This window comes from Achromobacter sp. (assembly GCF_032102605.1).
Taxonomy (GTDB): Bacteria; Pseudomonadota; Gammaproteobacteria; order Burkholderiales; family Burkholderiaceae_B; genus Achromobacter.
In genome coordinates, this window is sequence record NZ_DAMDGT010000009.1 from 266,955 (window position 1) to 286,066 (window position 19,112).

Consider the following 19,112-nt stretch of genomic DNA (forward strand, 5'->3'; position numbering starts at 1 on the left):
ACAGTGCGAATAACGCCGGCCACGCATGGCCGGCCCCAAATCAGCGATCCCCCGCACTGGCGCCTTCAACGGCTAGCGTGTTGACCTGCGCACGATGCCGGACTGCGTTGTCCAAGTCGGCGATCGGCGCCAGCAACCCGCGGTCGAATGAGTCGTGCGGAGTTCCGGCGCACAGTCTTGCGGGCCAGTCCGAATGGGTGAGCGCACCTCGACCCAGCGAAACGAAGTCGGCCTCTTCTCTACGCAGCATGCCGTCTGCGCAGGTCGCGTCATGCAACGACCCATTTGCCAGCACGGGCACCGAAACGTGCCGGCGCGCCAGCGCTGCGAGACTGGGGCCGTGCTCGCTGAAGGCCGGGCGCCAAGCCTCGAACTCCGTCGTGTGCAGGTAGTCGATGGGCAGCGCGCCCAGCGTGTCGAAGATACGCACCGCGTCCGCCTCGCCGCCTTCCCACTTGTGCGTGAAGTCGTTGACCTTGCCTTGTGAACTGCGAACCCCCACGACAAAGCCTGCCCCCGTCGCAGCCCGGACGGCCTGGATGACTTCGACCGTCAAACGCAGCCGGTTGTCCAGGCTTCCGCCGTAGCGGTCATCGCGCAGATTGGTGTGGGTGGTCAGGAATTGGTCCAGCAGATAGCCGTTGGCGCCATGTATCTCCACGCCATCGAATCCCGCCTCTTGCGCCCTGCGCGCGGCTTGCGCAAAACCATCGACCACGGCGGCGATGTCATCGATCGACATGGCTTCAGGCATCCGATACGGCCCGTCGCCGCGATAGAACGCCATCTGCTGTCCCTTCGGCAACACGGCCGAAGGCCCCTTCGTCGTGGTGCGATGCGGATTGCCTTGCGACAGCGCACCCGCGTGCATGAGTTGCGCGATGATGCGGCCACCCTTCGCATGGACGCGATCCACGACGGTCCGCCACGCATCGCGCTGCGCGTCATCGGCAATACCCGGCTGAAACAGGTAACCCTGCGCATGCGCCTTGTCCGTGTAGATGCCTTCGGTGATCACCAGGCCGAATCCGCCGGCGGCAAAGGCCTCGTAGTAATCCGCCATCTGCTCCGTCGCGTGGCCGTCCGCGGTGGCGCTGACGCGCGTCATGGGTGCGACGGAAAGCCGGTTGGACAGGGTCAGCGTCGTTCCCAACCGCAATGGTGCGAACAACCTTTGCATGTCGACGTCAGGGCGATCAACGAGCGTGTCCATGTCAGCGGCCCTCCGGTTGACGCACTGCCGCGATCGCCTCGATCTCGATCATCGCAGCAGGGTCATACAGCGCCTTGATTTCCGCGATGGTGTCGGCCGGATAGGGTTCCGAAAAGAAGCGGCGGCGCAGCGTCACCACGTCCTGGAAATGCCCCATGTCCGTGACGAAGATGGTGACCTTGATGACGTCCTTCAAACTGGAACCGCCGGCTTCCAGGGCGCGACGCAGATTCGAAAACGCTTGCTCGCCTTGCGCAAGAAAGCCGCCGTCGACGATCTTTCCATCGTCGTTGGCGCCCGCCTGGCCCGAGATGAAAAGCAGGTTGCCAAACTGGATGCCCTGCGAAAGCAGATAGGGCGCGTAGTTGTCGGGCTGGGTGATGACACGTTGAAGCATGGTGCGAATTCCTTCACTTATTGTTGGTCGGTGGATCAGGCGTTATGTTGCCGATCCATGGCTTCAATGTAGGAATTCTCCGCATTCATGACAAAGGTTCATTTGTCAGCTATAAGAAGAGATAAATTCATCTATAAGCCAATACAGGCCCATGGACCGTCGAACCCTTCCGCTATCCGCGCTACGCGCATTCGAGGCCGCCGCGCGACTGGGCAGCTTCAAAGCCGCCGCCCAGGAATTGGGTGTCACACCCACCGCGGTCAGCCACCAGATCCGTGCGCTAGAGGCGCAGACCGAGCTTGCGTTGTTCGACCGCCAGGTGCGCAAGGTGTCGCTGACCGATGCCGGCGCGCAGCTTTACCCGGTGCTGCGCGACGGCTTCGATGCGTTCGAAACCACGCTGGTTCGGTTGGCGCAACAACGCTTGCGCGTGCAGGTCAGCATATCGGCGACGAACGCCTTCACCGTGAAGTGGCTGGTGCCGCGCATGGCGGACTTCCGCCGTGCGCATCCCGACATCGACTTGCAGCTGCAAGCCACCGACGACCTCGTCGACCTGCGATCCACCGCCGTCGACATCGCCATACGCTATGGACGTGGACCCTATCCTGGCCTTGTCACCCAGCCCCTGTTCACCGACCGGTTCGCGCCCGTGGCGAATCCGCGCCTGGGCGTCACGTCGCCCAAAGACCTGGCGCGCGTACCCTTGATCCGATTCGACTGGAAGCGCCCCCGCCCGGAAAACCCCACCTGGGAACGCTGGTTCACCGTGGCGCGGCGGCCCTTGCCGCGGCAGGCCAGCCAGTTGCGCTTTTCCGACGAAGGACACGCAATCCAGGCGGCCGTCGCCGGCCATGGCATCGCGTTGGTCAGCCTGGCATTGATCACGGACGAACTGGAAGCCGGTCATCTCGTGCAGCCCTTCGGGCCGGTGATCGACGGGTATACCTATCACCTGGCCATGCACGCCGACCGCGCACCATCGGCGCAGGTCCAGGCGGTTGCGCAATGGTTGCGTGAGCAAGCCGCGCAGCGCGAGCCTGAACATTGAACGTGACAGAGCGCCGACGCCAGCAGCTTCGCCGCCCCTGAACATTCCACCGCCGCTACCCACAGACATTTCCATGACGCAGCCGCCCGAACCCTACCTCCCCCGCCGCATCGCTCCCATCGACACCTGGCGCGAGGCGGATCACGCGATCAAGGTATATGGCATCCACCGCGATCCGGACCTGGCCGGTCCCATGCTTACCGACGCGGCGGTCGCGGCCGCGCGCGCCGCAGCGCGTGCGGTGCTTGAGAAAGAGGCGGGCAACGAGCGCTGCCACGGGCTCGGCTTCTGCATCGTGCATGTCGGCGAAGAAGCCATCTGGCTGCTGCTGGACTGGTGGATCACCGGCGGCATCGTGTGCCAGCGCATGTTGTCGGCGCCGCTTGCGCAGCCGGAGTCGTTCACGCCGGTCACGCAGCCCGCGCTGGCCTGCGTCTGGGAACTGGCCGTCATTGCGCACGAGCGCGACGCATGGGTGCGGCATATGCTGACGGACAGGCCCGATGCAGAGGCCTGGCTGGATGACGTCCTGCCTGCGGGCCGCTATTGAAACGGGAGCGGCAAGGCCGCCCCGCCTACTGAAGCGCTCACGATAAGCCTACGCTGCGCCGGCCCGCGAGCGGCGCGCCCGCACGGTCGACATGGGCGACCAGGACATTGGCGCCGGCCGTCACATACAGGCGCTTGCCATCTGGGCCGCCAAAGGCGCAGTTGGTCGTCTTCAAGCCCGACGGCGAATCCAGGCGCAACAGCGGTTGCCCGATCTCATCGAACAGCCAGACGATGCCGGCCCCGACATGGCAGACCGCGAGTCCGCCATGTTCATCCAGCGCCATGCCGTCGGGCCCGCTTCCTCCCGAGAGCTGGATGTACGTGCCCACCTTCGTGACCAGGCCGTGCTGCTTCACCAGCGGCACCCGCCAGACGGCATTGGCCCGCGTGACGGCCAGGTAGACGACGTCTTCCTTCAGCCCCAGCACCAGCCCATTCGGGCTGGGCACGTTGGACAGCAGGCAATCGAGCTGCCCCGCCGCAGTCAGGCGATACAGGCGTCCGGTCGGATCATGCAATCCCGTCTGCCCCTGGTCGGTAAAGTACAGATCGCCATTGGACGCCAGCACCAGATCATTGGGCCCCTTGAAGCGCTGGACCAACGCGCGTTCAAGCAAGGGCGTTATCGCGCCCGTGGCGGGATCGAAACGCATCAGGCCGTTCTTGTTGTCCGCGATGATCGCGTGGCCGTCGGGATGAAACACCATCCCGTTGGGTTCTCCGTCGTACTCCAGCTCGCAACTGACCTGGCCACGGTCATCGATCTTGAAAAGCCTGCCCCACGGGATATCCACAACCCAAAGATTCCCGGCGGCGTCGAACGACGGTCCCTCCAGAAAGACCGGGTCCTGCCCGCCATGCTGCACCTCGCTCCATATCGAGCGCCGGTTCGACACGTGGAAACGTTCAGGAATCGAGGCGTAGATCTCCAGCTTTCTGCGCGGTGGTGCTTCGTACATGCCTGTCTCCCTAGTTCGTGACTCGAATGCCCAGCTCTTTGACTAGCGGCTCCATGGCCTGCGTGTCCCGCTGGATCAACGCAACGAAATCATCCTTCGACATCCATGCCGGCTCCAGCCCAAGCTCTTGCAGGCGTGCGCGCAAGTCGGGCAGTTCCAGGACCGCCTTGAGATCCGCGCTGATCTTCTCCTGCAGCGCGACGGGCAGGCCGCGGGGCGCCATCACGCCGTGCCACACCGGAGAACCCGAATTCTTGAAGCCGGCCTCGCTGAGCGTGGGAACATCCGGCAGCGCCGCCAGGCGCATCGGGCTGGCCACCCCCAAGGCGCGCAGCTTGCCCGTCTTGAAGAAAGAGGGATACGCGGGATAGCCATCCAGGCCGGTCTGAATCTCGCCCGACAGCAAGCCGCGCATGACGTCCGGGCCCGATTTGTAGGGCACGTAGCGAAGCTCTATGCCCGCGGACTTCACGAACTGTCCGGCGATGAGCTGCATGCTGATGTCGCCGCCGCCCAGCGTCAGCGTGTTCGGAGACTGCTTCGCCAGCGCGACATAATCGACCAGCGTCTTGGCCGGCAAGGTGTCGTTCGCCACGATCAACATCGGCGCCACGGCCATCAGCCCGATCGGCGTGAAGTCCTTCATCGGATCGTAGGAAAGCTTCGCGAAGACAAACGGATTCACGGTCAGCGTGGAACTCAACGGCTGAAAAAGCGTATAGCCGTCGGGCGCCGAACGCGCCACTTCAGATGCCGCAATCGTCGTGTTCGCGCCAGGTTTGTTTTCGACGACGACCTGCTGTCCCCAGCGTTCGGTCAGCTTCTGGCTGATATGGCGCGCCGCCGCGTCGGCGGTGCCTCCCGCGCCAAAAGGGACGATCCAGCGTACGGGTCGCGTGGGCCATTGCGGCGGTTCCGCATGGCCCACTCCCCAGGTCAGGGCGATGACGCCCATTACTGCCAAGCGTGCTGCCAGTCGCATCTCGGTCTCCTCAGAATCATGGTTGTAATTCCGTACGGACCGGGATTTGGTCACGTCGCGTCTTCACCTTAAGCGGCGGCCAATCGACCGCCAAGGCGTTGCGCAACGCGGATTCCACATGTTGATAATCCGATGTGGGTGATCAGTCTGGCGGCAGGCTCTGCACTGGAGTTGGACGACCGCGCGTCATCGATTCCAGCACGCCGTCGCGGCGTATCCAGCCGTGGAACAGTGCGGCGGCCAGATGCAGCAGCACCGTCGCGAACATCAGAAAGGCCAGATAGCGATGCGCGCCGCGCAGCCAGGCGAACAAGGACGCGTCGGCGGGCGCGATGGGCGGCAGCTGCCAGCCGGCCGCCACGACGGGATAGCCGCCGGCCGACAGCATGGCCCAGCCGATCAGCGGCATGGCGAACATCAGCGCGTACAGCAGGACGTGAGAAGCCAACGCCGCATGGCGTTGCCAGTCCGGCAGATCAGCCGGCAAGGCGGGCGCGCCCTTGAACAGGCGCCTGGCCAGGCGTATGCACACCAGCGCCAGCAATGCGAGGCCCAGTGGCTTATGAATCTGCACCAGCCACTCATGCCGCTCGGACACCGAGGCCACCATGCCTACGCCGATGAAGAGCATCGCAATAATGCCGGCCGCCATCGACCAATGCAGCACGCGGGCAAGCAAGCTGAACGTAGCGGGAGACCGACGGGTTTGATGGGACGGCATGTTCATTGGGCGCGCTCCGGTTTGGTCGATTGGGATGACGCCGAGACGCCTTGAGGCGGCCCTTCGCCCGTGCGGCGTTCATAAGAGGCCGCATAGGCGGCGGACCGCGCCGCCAGCAGCGGATCGTCGGACACGGCGATGCCTTGCGGCAGCACAGTCGGGTCGTAGTTCACGTCGCGGCACGGGCCATCGCTTTGGGGCGCGCTGCTTGATATCACCACGGTGCCGGCATCGATGGTCGGCCGGTCCGCCGGCCACTGGCGGGTTGCGTCGTTCGTGGGATCGCCGGGCTGGCCCAGCGTCAGCAGCAGGCGCCAACGCAACGGCCCTTGCGCCAGACGTTGTTGCAGATCGGATTGCAGATAGTCGGCATCGTGTCCCGGCTGCGCGGCCGGGGCCGCCGTCGCATCCAGCGGCGCCAACTGCCAGCGCACCGGCTGCCGCGCGCCCTTCGCATCGATCAGATAGAACGCATTCAAGCCGTAATAGCTTTCCGTCGCGTAACTGGCCGAAGGCTTGGCGGTCTTGACCCAGGCCAGGAACGCTGACGCTTCCGGATGCGCCCCGAAGAACGCCTGCATGCGCTTCGGATCGGGCTTTCCCGTCTTGGGATCGGGCCGGCCGGCTAGCTGCTGGTCATAGAACGCCTGAGGCGTCGCCAGCGGAAACACCGGCATGCTGTTCATGCCGGTGCGCCACTGTTCGCCGTTGGCCGACGTGAACATCAAGGCAAAGCTCCGGATTGGCACGCTGGAATCCGGGGCGTAAGGATTGCCGCCTGGAAGGGCCAGCCGTCCCACCACCGGCGTGCTGCCCGGCGCGAACACCGCGGCGGTGGATAAGTCGTGCGCCGCGCCGCTGCTTTCAAAGCGGCCCACGACACAGACCCCTTTTGCATGATTGCGGCGAAAGCCCTCGTGGACGCCGCTGTTGGCCTCCAACGCGTTCACGATCCTGTCCGGCGTCAGCCGTTGCGGATCCAGCCAGCCCCCCACGTACGCGAAAGCGGTGCCCGAGACCAGCACGATGGCGCCTATCGCAGCCAGGCGCAGGGCGATTTGCCGGGCATCCAGCGGGCGGGGATTGAATGGCGGCCTGTCGGAAGGCCGGCGGTTGCGGTCAGGTCCCTGTTGCATAAGGCTCCTTGCCCATGGGGAGATGAATACCCCTGTAGGACGCCGGGCAAAAAAAGTTATTCCGGCAGGGAATAACTTCGTCCGGGCGGCGTCTTACTGGATTGCCCTGTAAGCTGGGGACAACACGGGTGCAGGTCTGTACAGGAACCCCGACATGATTCAACCGGTACGCTTGCCGACAGAAGGTCCGGAAATCCCCGACGACGACGCGATCCACGCGGAAGAATTGTCCGACGCCGTGCTGCGCCTGCTATTGCCGCGCCTGCGGCGATTCGCTTTGCGCCTCGCGCGCGACCCGGTATCGGCCGACGACCTGGTGCAGTCCACCCTGGAAAGGGCGCTGACGCGCTGGCCCGGCCGGCGCCCGCAGGGCGACGTTCGCGCCTGGCTGTTCACCATCCTGTATCGCCAGTTTCTGGATTCCCAACGCCGGTCGCGCCGCTACGCGCGACTCCTTTCCTGGTTCGCCGGATCCGACGCGGCCGCGCCGTCGGCCGAGCGCGAGGTAATCGCCCGATCCTCGCTGGATGTCTTCGAACGCCTGCCCGAGGCCCAGCGCACGCTGCTGTGGCTCGTCAGCGTGGAAGGCATGAGCTACAAGGCCGTCGCCGATCTCTTCGACGTTCCGCTGGGCACCGTAATGTCACGCCTGTCCCGCGCGCGCAGCGCCCTGCGCGAATTGCATGAGGGCCAGGCCGGCGAGGCCCGCCTGAGGATACTGAAATGAATAAACGCTCTATGGACGACCTGGCGCGCAACGCGTTCGTGGACGGACAGCTCGACCCGTCGCAACTGCAAGAGATTCAGGCCTATCTGCGCGAGCATCCCGACGAGGCAAAGGAGCTTGACGCCTGGCAGCGCGACGCCCAGCGCCTGCGCGAACAAGCCGGCCGGGACAGCCTGCCCGGCAATCCCGCGCTGGACCCCACCGCGGTACGCGCCGGCCTACGCACGCGCTCAAGGCGCCGCATGGCGATGGCGGCCAGCCTGGTCGTGGCGCTGGCGATAGGCGGCGCCACGGGCTGGAGCGCGCGCGACACAACCCTGGCAAGCCGTGTGCTGCCCATGCAGGACGCGATGCAAGCCTACCGCCTCTTCGCGTCCGCGGACGCACCGCAACCAGACGTGCGCGCCAGCGCCAACGATCTGCAAGGCTGGCTGGATGAGTACTTTGCTCATGCCGAGCGCTTGCCCAATTTGAGTGACAGTGGGTTCAAGCCGGTGGCTGCGCGTCTGTTGGCTACCGACCAGGGGCCCGCTGCGCTCGTCATTTATGAGAACGACGGACGGCGTGCGACGTTTTATATCCGGCCGCCGGGGCCGGGCGGGCAGTTTCTGGCGCAAGGGAGCCGGCGTGATGGGGAGCTGCTGGCAAGGTATTGGTCGGGGCAGGGGTACAACTATGCGTTGGTGACGACGGGGGAAGGGAGTGGTCAGGCGGTGCCGGTGGGTGAATCGTGACGGGTGGTTTTGAAGGCGTTCGGGACGCGTGCGTGTTCGTCGAAAGCTGACGGCTCGGGCATGGCGCCCAATTGTTCACACAAACTTCAAATTACTTCTGACGCGGAATGCCAAACGAGCCGTTCTTGGTGCTACGCATGATGCTTAAAGCAGGTCGGGCTGATCTATTACCATGAACTCGTGGGGACGCAATAGTCGAGCGCTGCGGCTCATGATATGAACGTCTCCACTTACGCGAACGTATAGCTCCTGGTCATGAGCTCGAACGGCATTGTGATAGTCGTCGCCCTCAAGGTCGACTTTAACCAACCTATCGATATCGTCGACCTTGCACTGGATGGTTGCTGTACCAAGCCTTTCGCCCTGAAGCCTGCTGAGATTTTTGACGAAACCCGTAATTTTCCGGTTCTCAAGAACGTAGTCTTCCTTATAGTAGGCTGAGGCCTTCTTCAGAGTCTCTACCTGATTTGCGTCGTACGCGAAGGTCCGAGGCTCGGTCGCAAACAGCCTTCCTACTTGGAACGTAATCTTAATCTCGAAGCTACGGTTCCGATTTATTCCACTCAGACCCAACAGCGCATCACACATGTTGGCGCTTACTCCGCTGAGAATTGCATTGTCGAACACACGGAGATTCTGATTTCCTTCAAACTCTGTACTAGCTTTTTCAAGCGCTTCGAGCCCAGCAACCAAACTTTGCGTGACGGCTTGTGCATGTGGCACGGACTCCGCGGTCTGGTTATCAGGCTCCGGATTCTCATTAATAGGCGCAATCACGTTGACTACATAGCTTCCGATCTCTGTCTGCCCGAGAAGCAGAGTATCGATGTACGCTTTAGCATCCGCAGCCACCTTACCGATGAACTGCTTACGCTTCGCGCGTAGGGACTGGGCGGCAGAAAGAAGCAGTTCCTTGGCATTTTCAATCAAGAGGACGCCGTCGTTGATCGGAATATTGCCGTCACACGTGTCCGGATGAATGACGCGCACGCTCACCACATTTGCGAAGATGCGTCCTACGTCCTCTTCCACCTGTTGAGCGAACCTGTTTTCAGCGGCCGCGATGGCGGCAATCGCTTCTTTAAGGCGTTGCTCGTGATCCTTCGCGGAGGGAAACGGAAGTACGACCTCTGCATCTAAATCATCGTGCCGATGCCAAATTGTCGCCACACTTTTTATCTTGCCGTCTTCGAACCAGTCCTTCAGCTCTAGGTACGACCGCAGTTGTTCGGCCGTGACTCGGACGACGCGGGTACCCACGTTGTTGTCCGAGATCACAACGAGTCTCCTGCGCTCGCGCGTTCCATCATTTGAAGAAGGGTTTCATGTGTCAGACGCTGCGCTAGCGGTACTGGGACAGTAACGGTCCTTTCGTTCTCCGTCGCCTCGGCGTATCGCAATGATGCCCAATAGCATACGTGGTGAAGCGCTATATGAGTCGGATTGTGAGCAATCCATTCTTCGACGTTGTCGGGCACCACCATCACTGCAAGGTAACGCGGTGCCACGAAATCATCGCCACGTAAGTCGTTGTAGTTCTTGACCGGCAGAGGAAATCTAATACTGTCGTCAACAATCAGATCCCGACTCGTGCACTTCAACTGCAATTGAATAATCGGGCTGCGCCGCCGCCCCGGGCCAAAATTTCCTTTGGCCTGAAAGGTTACGTCGATGCTGTCGTCATCCACTCGGAATTCGCCTCGATTCACCCCTGCGCGCGCAGCGAGGGCGCAGATATATGCGTAGTTGAATTCCTCTTTCTGCCGCTGCGGATCCATCGAATTGCCCGTCTATTCAGTAGAGCATTCGATGTTACACAAATGAAACAAATTTGGCAGCTGTATGTTCATACAGCATAAAGAGTGCCATTACGTAAGCCCCTTTTCACCATCTAAGAAGCCCTTTGAAGCAGCTAGGAGGCGGGACTTGCCTCGCCATCCGGATTACTGTTGCTCGTCCCTCAAAGGCTCACCTAGTCATTCAGAGCGAACTTCCTGTCAACGTTGTCCTCAGCTGTGTCGAAGACATTTGGACTCTCCCCGATAGGCTAACGCGCCGTCAAGATCCATTTCCAAGCAGTAGATGAAAAACACAGGTCGCTCTGCAAATGCATTGCATGGGGCTGCGCACCACAATGATAGGTTTTTCAACGATGGGGATAGATCCCATCGGGGCGCGTTTCCGATCTGTGGAGGCACTCGACCCTCAATCGCTGCCACCTAAATTGGAGAGAATCGGTTGCCACATTTCGCCTGAATCGGTTGGTCCAAAGCACTTAGCGTTGGACGCCCCCCCAGGGCACTAGACCTCCGCCAATCGCTCAACCGTATCAGGAAACTTCTCCACCAAGCGAATTAACAATGCCGCCTGGGCGTTCGGCTTTGCGCGGCCTTGCTCCCAGTTCTCGACGGTCCGAGGATTCGTTCGTAGATAGTGCGCAAATACCTGCCGCGACAATTTCAAGCGCTCACGCAAAGCCAACAGGTCTTCTGCAGTCACTTCGGGAGCGGGCTTGATTTCAACCTTATGGGTGCGCAGAGTCCGTTTGCCTTCCCGCGCCTCCGCCAGCGCCTCAAACCCTTCGGCAATCTCCGCATATAAATCCCGCTTCTTCATCGCCTAATCTTCCTTTCGTGCTCAAGCATGCCCTTAAGCCCCTGCTTCGCTTTAGCCGACAAATCGTTCATTTCGTCCTTGTCGAACAGGGTAAACAACCAAAACTGGGACCCGCCGTCCCACCAGTAGTAAATCACTCTCAGACCGCCTCGCTTACCTTTGCCGCGTCGGGAATCGCCGTGGCGCAGCTTGCGCAGTCCACCTGTGCCCTCAATGACGTCACCCGCCGCAGGGTGCTTCATCATCGTGCACTGCAGGACGAGATAGTCGTCGTCATCCAAGTACTCGGCTCGGTAGCGGGAGAACGCAGGCAATTCTATGAACAGGGCTTTCATCAATGTACGTAAGTTGCGTATAAATAGCAACTGCGAGAAGGTTAGCCCCATGTTTGGACCTGCCGAGTGCTCGCAAGCCCATCTTGCGAAACATGTTCAGGTCCCACGCGCGGCAATGAGCCGCTCATTGTGGGAGCCATTCTTCATTGATGAGTTCGTAGGCGTCGATATCGGACGATAGGACACCTCTCCCCAGAAGCGGGGGCGGGAATAGCCTAGTCTTGGGTGCCAGCAAGGCTGGTACGAGGCACGTCGCCGCCGTTGCGTACACGCAGGTTCATAATGCTCCGCTTCGCCCGACTTGCGCGATCTCACTGCCATAAGCACAAGGCAAGGCCCGGATGCCTCCATCACATCAACCCAATCTATTTTTCTGGGACTCACCATGGTGTTCTTCGCGTTATCCAAAAGCGGTGTCCTGGAGTATGAGCGTCTGCAGCCCCGCATCGACCGCCTCGAACTATGGGTGGGAAATGCCGTACTGACGCAGGAAGAAATTAGTGCGCTACGCGCGACCGGAGCTGCGGTGTCGGTGTTTACGGCGCAAATTCACCCGACGGATACCCAGGCTGTTTCGCACGCGCTAGACGTAATCCGAGAGCATCACCCCGGAGAGACAATTTGGATGGAGACATCAGCGCACGAAGCCTGACACGCAGCTCGACAGTCTCCCTGCGATGTTTTCACCGAACGCTGTGTCGGTCGCTGATCAGCGCGCTCGAGCGCCCGATTTCTTGCGAAGGCCTACCTAGTTTTCCACACGCTTAGCCAGCCAAATCGTCGCCCCGCCGCAAGCCGGATCTTCCTTCACATGTCGCAGCACCTGAAATCCATTCGCCTCCAGCAGATCGCGGTACTCGGCGCCATCCAGACTCCCGTGGTACAGCGGCCTGCCTTCAAACTCCCCAATCGCCTCCCCCAGCCCCGTCCCGCTGGTAAATATCAACACCGCCCCCGACGCGGCCAGGCGGCGGAATTCATTGAACATGGGGCGTTGGTCTTCCGGCGACAGATGAAAGAAGCTGTGCCACGCGATCAAGCCGTGGAACGGTTCCATCAACGGCAATCGCCGCATGTCCGCAGCGATCCACTGGTGATCGGGAAAGGCCGCTTGCGCCCGGGCCAGCAGTGGCAGCGAGGTGTCCACGCCGGTGGTGCGGCAGCCGTGTTCGATGAGATGGCGGGCTATGGGCACACCAAAGCCGCAGCCAATGTCCAGCACCCGCGGACTCGGAACGGGAAGCCGCGCCAGGAATTCGGTCAGCCAGGCGCGCTCGATCAGGGTGGTGCCGCGCAGCCGGGCAAAGGCGTCGGCATGGTTCTGGTACAGCGAAATCACATCGTCAGCGGGTGAAGTGGGCATCTGTGTGTTCCAGAAGCGGCGGCGGAAATAGCCTACTAGTCCGTAGGGGGAGTGTCAGAATTTTTGTGTTCTAGGCATTTGCACTGACGTTGCCTCATTAGCTAGCCAGCCGGCTGTGAGTCGATACGGGGCCGGGTAAATCGCTCCTCATAGAGGACGGCGAACTGTTGCATCGCCTCGGTCCAATGGTGTGTGGCCGATCCCCATTTGACGGCGATGTTTCGCAGCGCCAGCCAGAGCAGCTTAATGGCTGCATCGTCGGTGGGGAAGTGGCCGCGCGTTTTGATGATCTTGCGAAGCTGCGCGTTTACGCTCTCTATCGCATTGGTCGTGTAGATCACGCGTCGGATCGCCGGCGGGAACACGAAGAATGGGATGACCTGCTCCCACGCGTCTTTCCAGGCCTTGACGATCATGGGGTACTTCAGACCCCATGGGCTCGCGGCGAACTCATCGAGCGCCTGTTGCGCGGCCTGAGCATTCAAGGCGGCGTAGATCGGGCGCAGTGCCGCGGCGACGGCGCGGCGCTCCTTCCAGCCGGCGTAGCTCAGACTGTTGCGGATCAGGTGCACGATGCACGTCTGCAGCGTAGTGGCCGGGAACACGATTTCAAGCGCCTGCGGCATCCCTTTTAAGCCGTCGGTCACCGCGATCAGGATGTCCTGCACGCCTCGCGTTTTAAGGTCATTGAACACCCGCATCCAGAACTTGGCGCCTTCGGTGGTCTCGATCCACAGGCCCAGAACCTCGCGGCTGCCATCGGGCAGCACGCCCAGTGCCAGGTAGACCGCCTTGTTCTGCACGAGGCCTTCATCCCGGATCTTGACCCGTAGCGCGTCGAAGAACACCACCGGCAACATCGGATCGAGCGGCCGGTTCTGCCAGGCCTGCACCTCTTCCATGACCTCATCGGTGACCGAGCTGATGAACTCCGGCGACACGTCGGTGCCGTACTGCTCGTCCAGAAATGCCCGGATCTCGCGCACGCTCATGCCACGGGCGTACATCGCGATGATCTTGTCATCGAACCCGGTAAACCGCCTGGCATGCTTGGGGATCAGGATCGGGGCAAAGCTGCCGTCCCGATCACGCGGGATATCGAGCTTGAGCGGGCCGTCATCGGTCAACACCGTCTTGCTGCTCTTGCCGTTGCGCTGGTTGCTGGACGCCTCGGGCCGGGCCTGTCCAGCGGGATAGCCCAGGTGCTGGCCCAGCTCGGCGCCTAGCGCGCGCTCGATCAGCGCCTTCTTCAACAGCATGAACGTGTCCTGGACCGCCTCAGCCGTCATCGGCCCCGTTACAAGTTCATCGAGTAACTGCTCAGCACTGGCCGGTAGCGCCGGCTTGCTGGACTGCTTCGCGGACTTCGGGTTGCGTGCCATGGTCGGTCTCCTTGAAAACCATCATAGGCCTGCACACAAAAATCCGGACACTCCCGCGCCGGGCGTCTCAAGAAGAACTCCAACCTCCACCAGCAACCTCACAACGCCCGCCCCAACCCCAACCCCAACTACGCACCCGACCCCCAATCCGCCGATGCACGACCCATCAGCTAGCTCACGCGAAATAGCCTCCCTCTAGCCTCGCCGCGCCAAACACCGCAACGCCACCCGATACCCCACGAACACATAAAACCCTGAAGAATTCATCACCAGCCAAGCGCCCAGACCGCCCAGGATCGCCACCACGGGCCCGACGGCTCTGACGTCGCGCTGGGTCCAGGCGATCCCTCCGAATGCGCCCACGACGATCAGCCCGATCGATAGCCGCTTCAGCAGGACCACCCCCTGGACCCGTCCCGCCATCATCAGCACCATCCCGATCGACAGGGCAAGCGCCGTCCCCGCGCACACCGCCACCAACGTGAACGCCGCCATCGCCGGCCCTACGAACCTCAGCAGCAGGCTCAGCAGTTCAATCCCCACGCCCAGCCCGCCCGTCATCACCAGCACCGACAGCACCAGCGGCGACCACGTGCCGGGTGGCGCGCGGCCCGCGTCCATCTCGGCCACGAAGCGATGCATCGCCGGGGACGACGAAGAATCCAACCCTTGCGCCAACGCCGCCTCCAGCCTGCGGCACTGCTCGATCAAGGCATTCAGGCCGGAAGCGGGCTCGGGGGTCACAGGCGTGTCACTCCCGGCGCATGCTCCGCCACCGTGTTGCGCAGCGCCGCCATGGCCTCTTGGACAGCGACCGGCCGGAATGCATCCTCGCGCCAATACATCGCCACCGACCCAAACCCCGACAGCCGCACCGGAATGATGCGCATCGCGCGCATCTGCGAAAACCGCAGCGCCGCGCGGTGCGAAGCCACGCCGATCATGTCGCTGTTGTTGATCAGCGTGAGATTCACGGTGACCGAGTTCGACTCCACGTGGTCCGCCGGCGGCGCCTGGCCGGCGGCCGCCAGCGCCGCGTCGACCGCATTGCGGATGGGTGTGCCCTTGGGCCAGAGGATCCAGCGGTAGGACAGCAGGTCCGGCCAGCTGGGCTGCTCCACCGCGAAGAGGGGATGTCGCGGCCGCGCCACCAGGTGGATGGGCTCCAGGTACAGCGCCTCGAAGCGGATGGCCGGGTCGTGGTGCTCGGGCGCCGACCGTCCCACCACGATATCCAGGTCGCCTTGCGCAAGCTGCGCCAGCAGGCGGTCAGTCGTGCCTTCCACCAGCTTCACCCGCGCCTGCGGCATGCGTTCCAGCAGCTTCATCACCGCCAGCGGCACCGTGTCCGACGCCGACGCGCCGGATGCGCCGATCACCACGCGCCCGCCGCCACCTTCGCGCAGCGCCGCCATATCCGCGCTGGCGCGGTCCAGCTGCGACTCCACCCGCTGGGCGTGGGCGATCAGCACATCGCCGTGCGGCGTCGGGCGCAGCCCGCGCGCATGGCGCTCGAACAGCGGCAGTCCGATGTCGTCTTCCAGATCCTTCAGCCATTTCGACAGGCCGGGCTGCGTCGTATTGAGCATGGCGGCCGAATGGCTGATGTTGCGGGTCTGGGCCAGGCTGAGCAGCATCTTCAGATTGCGCAGCCGCAAGCGGTGGGTCCAGTCCATGCGGGCCCTCGTCGTGGGGGATTGTCTCGTAGGTATGTTCTTATTCGTATGGATAATAAGATAATTTCATTTCAAAACACATAGCTGCTTCTCGCATAATCGTCTGCATATCAGGACCAGCCGCGAACCCACGCGGCGGCCATCCGTAGAAGCCGGCACCAGCCGGACATACAGGAGACAACCATGCACGACGGTCATCCCACCGGCGCGGACAGCGCTGCCTCGGAACGCGCCCTTTACTACGCGCGCATCGCCAAAAAGCACATGGCGCCGTTGTGGGAGTCGCTGCACAACCTTGTGCCGCGCCAGCCCGCGCCGCGCTGCGTACCCGCCATCTGGAAATACGACGACGTGCGCGACGACGTCATGGCGTCCGGCTCGCTGATCACCGCCGAAGAAGCCGTGCGGCGCGTGCTCATCCTGGAAAATCCCGGCCTGCCCGGCCAGGCCAGCATCACCCAAAGCCTGTACGCCGGCCTGCAGCTCATCCTGCCGGGCGAGATCGCGCCCAGCCACCGGCACACGCAGTCGGCGCTGCGCTTCATCGTCGAAGGCCGCGGCGCCTACACGGCCGTCAACGGCGAACGCACCACCATGCATCCCGGCGACTTCATCATCACGCCGTCCTGGACCTGGCACGATCACGGCAACGCCGAGACGGTCGAAGGCGGCGAACCGGTGGTCTGGCTGGACGGACTGGACATTCCGCTGCTGCGTTTCCTGGACGCAGGTTTTGCCGAGAACTATCCGTCGGCCACCCAGCCCGTCACGCGTCCCGAGGGCGATAGCACGGCGCGCTTCGGCCACAACATGGCGCCCGTGCGCCACCAGGTCACCAGCGGCAACTCGCCGATCTTCAATTACCCGTATGAGCGCAGCCGCGAGGCGCTGGACGGCCTGTATCGCCACGGCGAACTGGACCCGTGGGACGGCGTCAAGCTGCGCTACCTGAATCCGGCCACCGGCGGCTATCCCATGCCGACGATGGCGACCTTCATGCAGTTCCTGCCCGCCGGCTTTCAGGGCAAGACCACGCGCACGACCGACTCCACGGTTTACAGCGTGGTCGAGGGCCGCGGCACTGCGCGCATCGGCGACCAGGAGTTCAGCTTCGGGCCGCGCGACGTCTTCGTGGCGCCGTCCTGGATGCCCGTGCAGCTGGCCGCGCTGGAAGACGCGACGCTCTTCAGCTATTCCGACCGCCCCGTGCAGGCCGCGCTGGGCCTGTGGCGCGAAGAACGCGTCGGCTGATCCGCGGCGCCGTCTCGCATTCCGAATCCTTATCCCGTCTTCAAAGGGTTACCCATGTCTTTCGTCTTTGCTCCCGCTGCTCCCGTCGCCGTGCCCATCGCCGGCAGCCAGGACAGCTTTCCCGTGCGCCGCGTCTACTGCGTGGGCCGCAACTACGCCGCCCATGCGCGTGAAATGGGCTTCGACCCCGACCGCGAACCGCCGTTCTTCTTCTGCAAGCCGGCCGACGCCGTGGTGCCCGTGATCGAAGACACCACGCTGTCCCTGCCCTATCCGCCCGAAACGTCGAACCTGCATTACGAGATTGAACTGGTCGCGGCCATCGGCAAGGGCGGCGCCAACATCGCGGTCGAAGAGGCCCTGCAGCACGTGTGGGGCTATGCCGTCGGGCTGGACATGACCCGCCGCGACCTGCAGATGAAGCTGCGCGAGGCCGGCCGCCCGTGGGAACTGGGCAAGGCTTTCGACCTGAGCGCGCCCATCGGCCCGCTGCACCCCGCGCAATCGGTAAACGGCATCGAACAGGCCGGTATCTGGCTGCAGGTCAACGGCGCCGACAAGCAGCGCAGCGACATCGGCAAGCTGATCTGGTCCATCGCCGAGACCATCGCCTACCTGTCGAAGTACTTCCGCCTGGAAGCCGGCGACCTGATCTACACCGGCACGCCCGAAGGCGTGGGCCCCGTGGTGCGCGGCGACAAGATGGTCGGCGGCGTCGACGGCCTGGGCACGCTCAGCGTGCAGATGGTGTGACCATGCGGACCGACACCGATGTGATCATCGTCGGCGCGGGCGTCGGCGGCCTGGTCCTGGCGCTCAGCCTGCATCAGGCCGGCATCGCCTGCCGCGTCTACGAGGCCGTGCGCGAGATCAAGCCGCTGGGCGTGGGCATCAACCTGCTGCCCCACGCCACGCGCGAACTGGACGAGCTGGGCCTGCTGCCGGCCCTGGACGCGATCGCCGTGCGCACCCGCGAATCGGTGTTCTACACGCGGCACGGCCAGTTCATCTACGGCGAGCCCGCCGGCATGGATGCCGGGTACGACTGGCCCCAATACTCGATCCATCGCGGCGACCTGCAGATGACGCTGCTGGCGGCCGTGAAAGCGCGCCTGGGCGCGGACAGCGTAGTGGTCAACGCGCGCTGCACCGGCGTCGAACAGGACGCCGACGGCGTCACGGCAAGCTTCCAGGACAACGACGGCAACACGCTGCCGCCCGCGCGCGGACGCATCGCCGTGGGCTGCGACGGCATCCATTCGGTGCTGCGCAAGCAGCTCTATCCGCAGGAAGGCGCGCCGCGCTACTCGGGCGTGAACATGTGGCGCGGAACCACGCGCTGCAAGCCCTTTCTGTCGGGCGCCAGCATGGTCCGGGCAGGCTGGCTGTCCACCGGCAAAATGGTGATCTACCCCATCCGCGACAACATCGACGCCGACGGCAACCAGCTCGTGAACTGGGTCGCCGAGATCGAGGCCGCCGAACCCGCGGTGCGCGACTGGAACCGCAGCGGACGGCTGGAGGACTTCTTCCCGGCCTTCTCCGACTGGCATTTCGACTGGCTCGACGTGGCGCGGCTGATCCAGGACGCCGACTCCATTCTTGAGTACCCCATGGTCGACCAGGATCCGCTGCCCACCTGGACGCAGGGCCGCATGACCTTGCTGGGCGACGCCGCGCACCCCATGGTGCCGCGCGGCTCGAACGGCGCCGGACAGGCCGTGGTGGACGCCCGCTACCTGACCGGCCAGCTCAAGCGCCTGGGCCTGACGCCCGAGGCGCTGCAGCAGTACGACCGCGTGCGCGTCGAAGCGACGACGCGCGTGGTGCTGACCAACCGCAGCAATCCGCCCGACGCCATCCTGCGCGAAGTGCACGTGCGTTCGGCGGACAAGCCCTACGCGCGCATCGAGGACGTCATCAGCCGCGAAGAGCTGGAAGGGATTTCCCAGCGCTACAAGCAGGTGGCGGGTTTCGACCCGGCGGCGCTGAAGGAGCGCGCGCCTTACGTTTAGCC

21 protein-coding genes are annotated in these 19,112 nt (G+C 63.3%); 7 read left to right on the forward strand and 14 right to left on the reverse strand.

Annotated features, from left to right (window positions below; all coding sequences use genetic code 11):
• Positions 1 to 40: 40 nt before the first annotated feature.
• Complete coding sequence (locus tag RT614_RS20870; RefSeq protein WP_313624027.1) at positions 41 to 1,213, reverse strand: NADH:flavin oxidoreductase; 1,173 nt, start codon at positions 1,211 to 1,213, stop codon at positions 41 to 43.
• 1 nt (position 1,214) lies between these two features.
• Positions 1,215 to 1,610, reverse strand: a complete 396-nt coding sequence (locus tag RT614_RS20875) for a RidA family protein (protein WP_313624028.1) — start codon at positions 1,608 to 1,610, stop codon at positions 1,215 to 1,217.
• A 151-nt stretch (positions 1,611 to 1,761) separates the two neighbouring features.
• On the opposite strand from RT614_RS20875, the gene RT614_RS20880 reads away from it, so the two are divergent.
• Together RT614_RS20880 and RT614_RS20885 are read left to right on the forward strand one after the other, a co-directional pair.
• Positions 1,762 to 2,661 (forward strand): LysR substrate-binding domain-containing protein, encoded by a 900-nt coding sequence (locus RT614_RS20880; protein WP_313624029.1) that lies wholly within the window; start codon positions 1,762 to 1,764, stop codon positions 2,659 to 2,661.
• A 73-nt stretch (positions 2,662 to 2,734) separates the two neighbouring features.
• Positions 2,735 to 3,211 carry a hypothetical protein gene (locus tag RT614_RS20885; RefSeq protein WP_313624030.1) on the forward strand — a complete coding sequence of 159 codons (477 nt, stop codon included), beginning with the start codon at positions 2,735 to 2,737 and terminating at the stop codon, positions 3,209 to 3,211.
• A 37-nt stretch (positions 3,212 to 3,248) separates the two neighbouring features.
• Here RT614_RS20885 and RT614_RS20890 read toward each other — a convergent pair whose 3' ends face one another.
• The 4 genes from RT614_RS20890 to RT614_RS20905 all read right to left on the reverse strand — a co-directional run bounded on the left by RT614_RS20890 (position 3,249) and on the right by RT614_RS20905 (position 7,011).
• Positions 3,249 to 4,172 (reverse strand): SMP-30/gluconolactonase/LRE family protein, encoded by a 924-nt coding sequence (locus RT614_RS20890; protein ID WP_313624031.1) that lies wholly within the window; start codon positions 4,170 to 4,172, stop codon positions 3,249 to 3,251.
• A 10-nt stretch (positions 4,173 to 4,182) separates the two neighbouring features.
• Positions 4,183 to 5,154: a tripartite tricarboxylate transporter substrate binding protein gene (locus RT614_RS20895; RefSeq protein WP_313624032.1), complete on the reverse strand. Its 972-nt coding sequence runs from the start codon at positions 5,152 to 5,154 to the stop codon at positions 4,183 to 4,185.
• Between the two features lie 142 nt (positions 5,155 to 5,296).
• Positions 5,297 to 5,875 (reverse strand): cytochrome b, encoded by a 579-nt coding sequence (locus RT614_RS20900; protein ID WP_313624064.1) that lies wholly within the window; start codon positions 5,873 to 5,875, stop codon positions 5,297 to 5,299.
• Between the two features lie 2 nt (positions 5,876 to 5,877).
• On the reverse strand, positions 5,878 to 7,011 hold the full coding sequence (locus RT614_RS20905) for a catalase family peroxidase (protein WP_313624033.1): 1,134 nt from the start codon (positions 7,009 to 7,011) through the stop codon (positions 5,878 to 5,880).
• A gap of 154 nt (positions 7,012 to 7,165) precedes the next feature.
• Between RT614_RS20905 and RT614_RS20910 the strand changes: the two genes are divergently transcribed.
• Together RT614_RS20910 and RT614_RS20915 are read left to right on the forward strand one after the other, a co-directional pair.
• Positions 7,166 to 7,738 (forward strand): sigma-70 family RNA polymerase sigma factor, encoded by a 573-nt coding sequence (locus tag RT614_RS20910; protein WP_409558500.1) that lies wholly within the window; start codon positions 7,166 to 7,168, stop codon positions 7,736 to 7,738.
• On the forward strand, positions 7,735 to 8,472 hold the full coding sequence (locus tag RT614_RS20915) for an anti-sigma factor (RefSeq protein WP_313624034.1): 738 nt from the start codon (positions 7,735 to 7,737) through the stop codon (positions 8,470 to 8,472). Before RT614_RS20910 ends, RT614_RS20915 begins: the two co-directional genes overlap by 4 nt.
• Positions 8,473 to 8,616: 144 nt before the next feature.
• On the opposite strand, the gene RT614_RS20920 is transcribed toward RT614_RS20915, so the two are convergent.
• The 8 genes from RT614_RS20920 to RT614_RS20955 form a co-directional block, all read right to left on the reverse strand.
• Complete coding sequence (locus tag RT614_RS20920) at positions 8,617 to 9,750, reverse strand: hypothetical protein (protein ID WP_313624035.1); 1,134 nt, start codon at positions 9,748 to 9,750, stop codon at positions 8,617 to 8,619.
• Entirely contained in the window at positions 9,747 to 10,250 is a 504-nt protein-coding gene (locus RT614_RS20925; protein ID WP_313624036.1) for a DUF4365 domain-containing protein, read from the reverse strand. The genes RT614_RS20920 and RT614_RS20925 overlap by 4 nt, the downstream gene beginning before the upstream one ends.
• A 523-nt stretch (positions 10,251 to 10,773) precedes the next feature.
• A complete protein-coding gene (locus tag RT614_RS20930) occupies positions 10,774 to 11,088 on the reverse strand; it encodes a transcriptional regulator (protein WP_313624037.1) in 315 nt (104 codons plus the stop codon).
• Entirely contained in the window at positions 11,085 to 11,423 is a 339-nt protein-coding gene (locus RT614_RS20935) for a toxin (RefSeq protein ID WP_313624038.1), read from the reverse strand. Before RT614_RS20935 ends, RT614_RS20930 begins: the two co-directional genes overlap by 4 nt.
• A gap of 748 nt (positions 11,424 to 12,171) precedes the next feature.
• A complete protein-coding gene (locus RT614_RS20940; protein WP_313624039.1) occupies positions 12,172 to 12,786 on the reverse strand; it encodes a class I SAM-dependent DNA methyltransferase in 615 nt (204 codons plus the stop codon).
• 101 nt (positions 12,787 to 12,887) lie between these two features.
• Entirely contained in the window at positions 12,888 to 14,168 is a 1,281-nt protein-coding gene (locus tag RT614_RS20945) for an IS256 family transposase (RefSeq protein ID WP_313624040.1), read from the reverse strand.
• 195 nt (positions 14,169 to 14,363) lie between these two features.
• Positions 14,364 to 14,912 (reverse strand): hypothetical protein, encoded by a 549-nt coding sequence (locus RT614_RS20950; RefSeq protein ID WP_313624041.1) that lies wholly within the window; start codon positions 14,910 to 14,912, stop codon positions 14,364 to 14,366.
• Complete coding sequence (locus RT614_RS20955; RefSeq protein ID WP_313624042.1) at positions 14,909 to 15,844, reverse strand: LysR family transcriptional regulator; 936 nt, start codon at positions 15,842 to 15,844, stop codon at positions 14,909 to 14,911. Before RT614_RS20955 ends, RT614_RS20950 begins: the two co-directional genes overlap by 4 nt.
• Positions 15,845 to 16,027: 183 nt before the next feature.
• Here RT614_RS20955 and gtdA point away from each other — a divergent pair, with 183 nt between their 5' ends.
• The 3 genes from gtdA to RT614_RS20970 are packed head-to-tail and all read left to right on the forward strand — an operon-like array spanning position 16,028 to position 19,110.
• Positions 16,028 to 17,095 (forward strand): gentisate 1,2-dioxygenase, encoded by a 1,068-nt coding sequence (gene gtdA, locus RT614_RS20960; protein ID WP_313624043.1) that lies wholly within the window; start codon positions 16,028 to 16,030, stop codon positions 17,093 to 17,095.
• A gap of 54 nt (positions 17,096 to 17,149) precedes the next feature.
• Entirely contained in the window at positions 17,150 to 17,848 is a 699-nt protein-coding gene (locus tag RT614_RS20965; RefSeq protein ID WP_313624044.1) for a fumarylacetoacetate hydrolase family protein, read from the forward strand.
• Positions 17,849 to 17,850: 2 nt separating this feature from the next.
• A complete protein-coding gene (locus tag RT614_RS20970) occupies positions 17,851 to 19,110 on the forward strand; it encodes a flavin-dependent oxidoreductase (RefSeq protein WP_313624045.1) in 1,260 nt (419 codons plus the stop codon).
• Positions 19,111 to 19,112 lie beyond the last annotated feature (2 nt).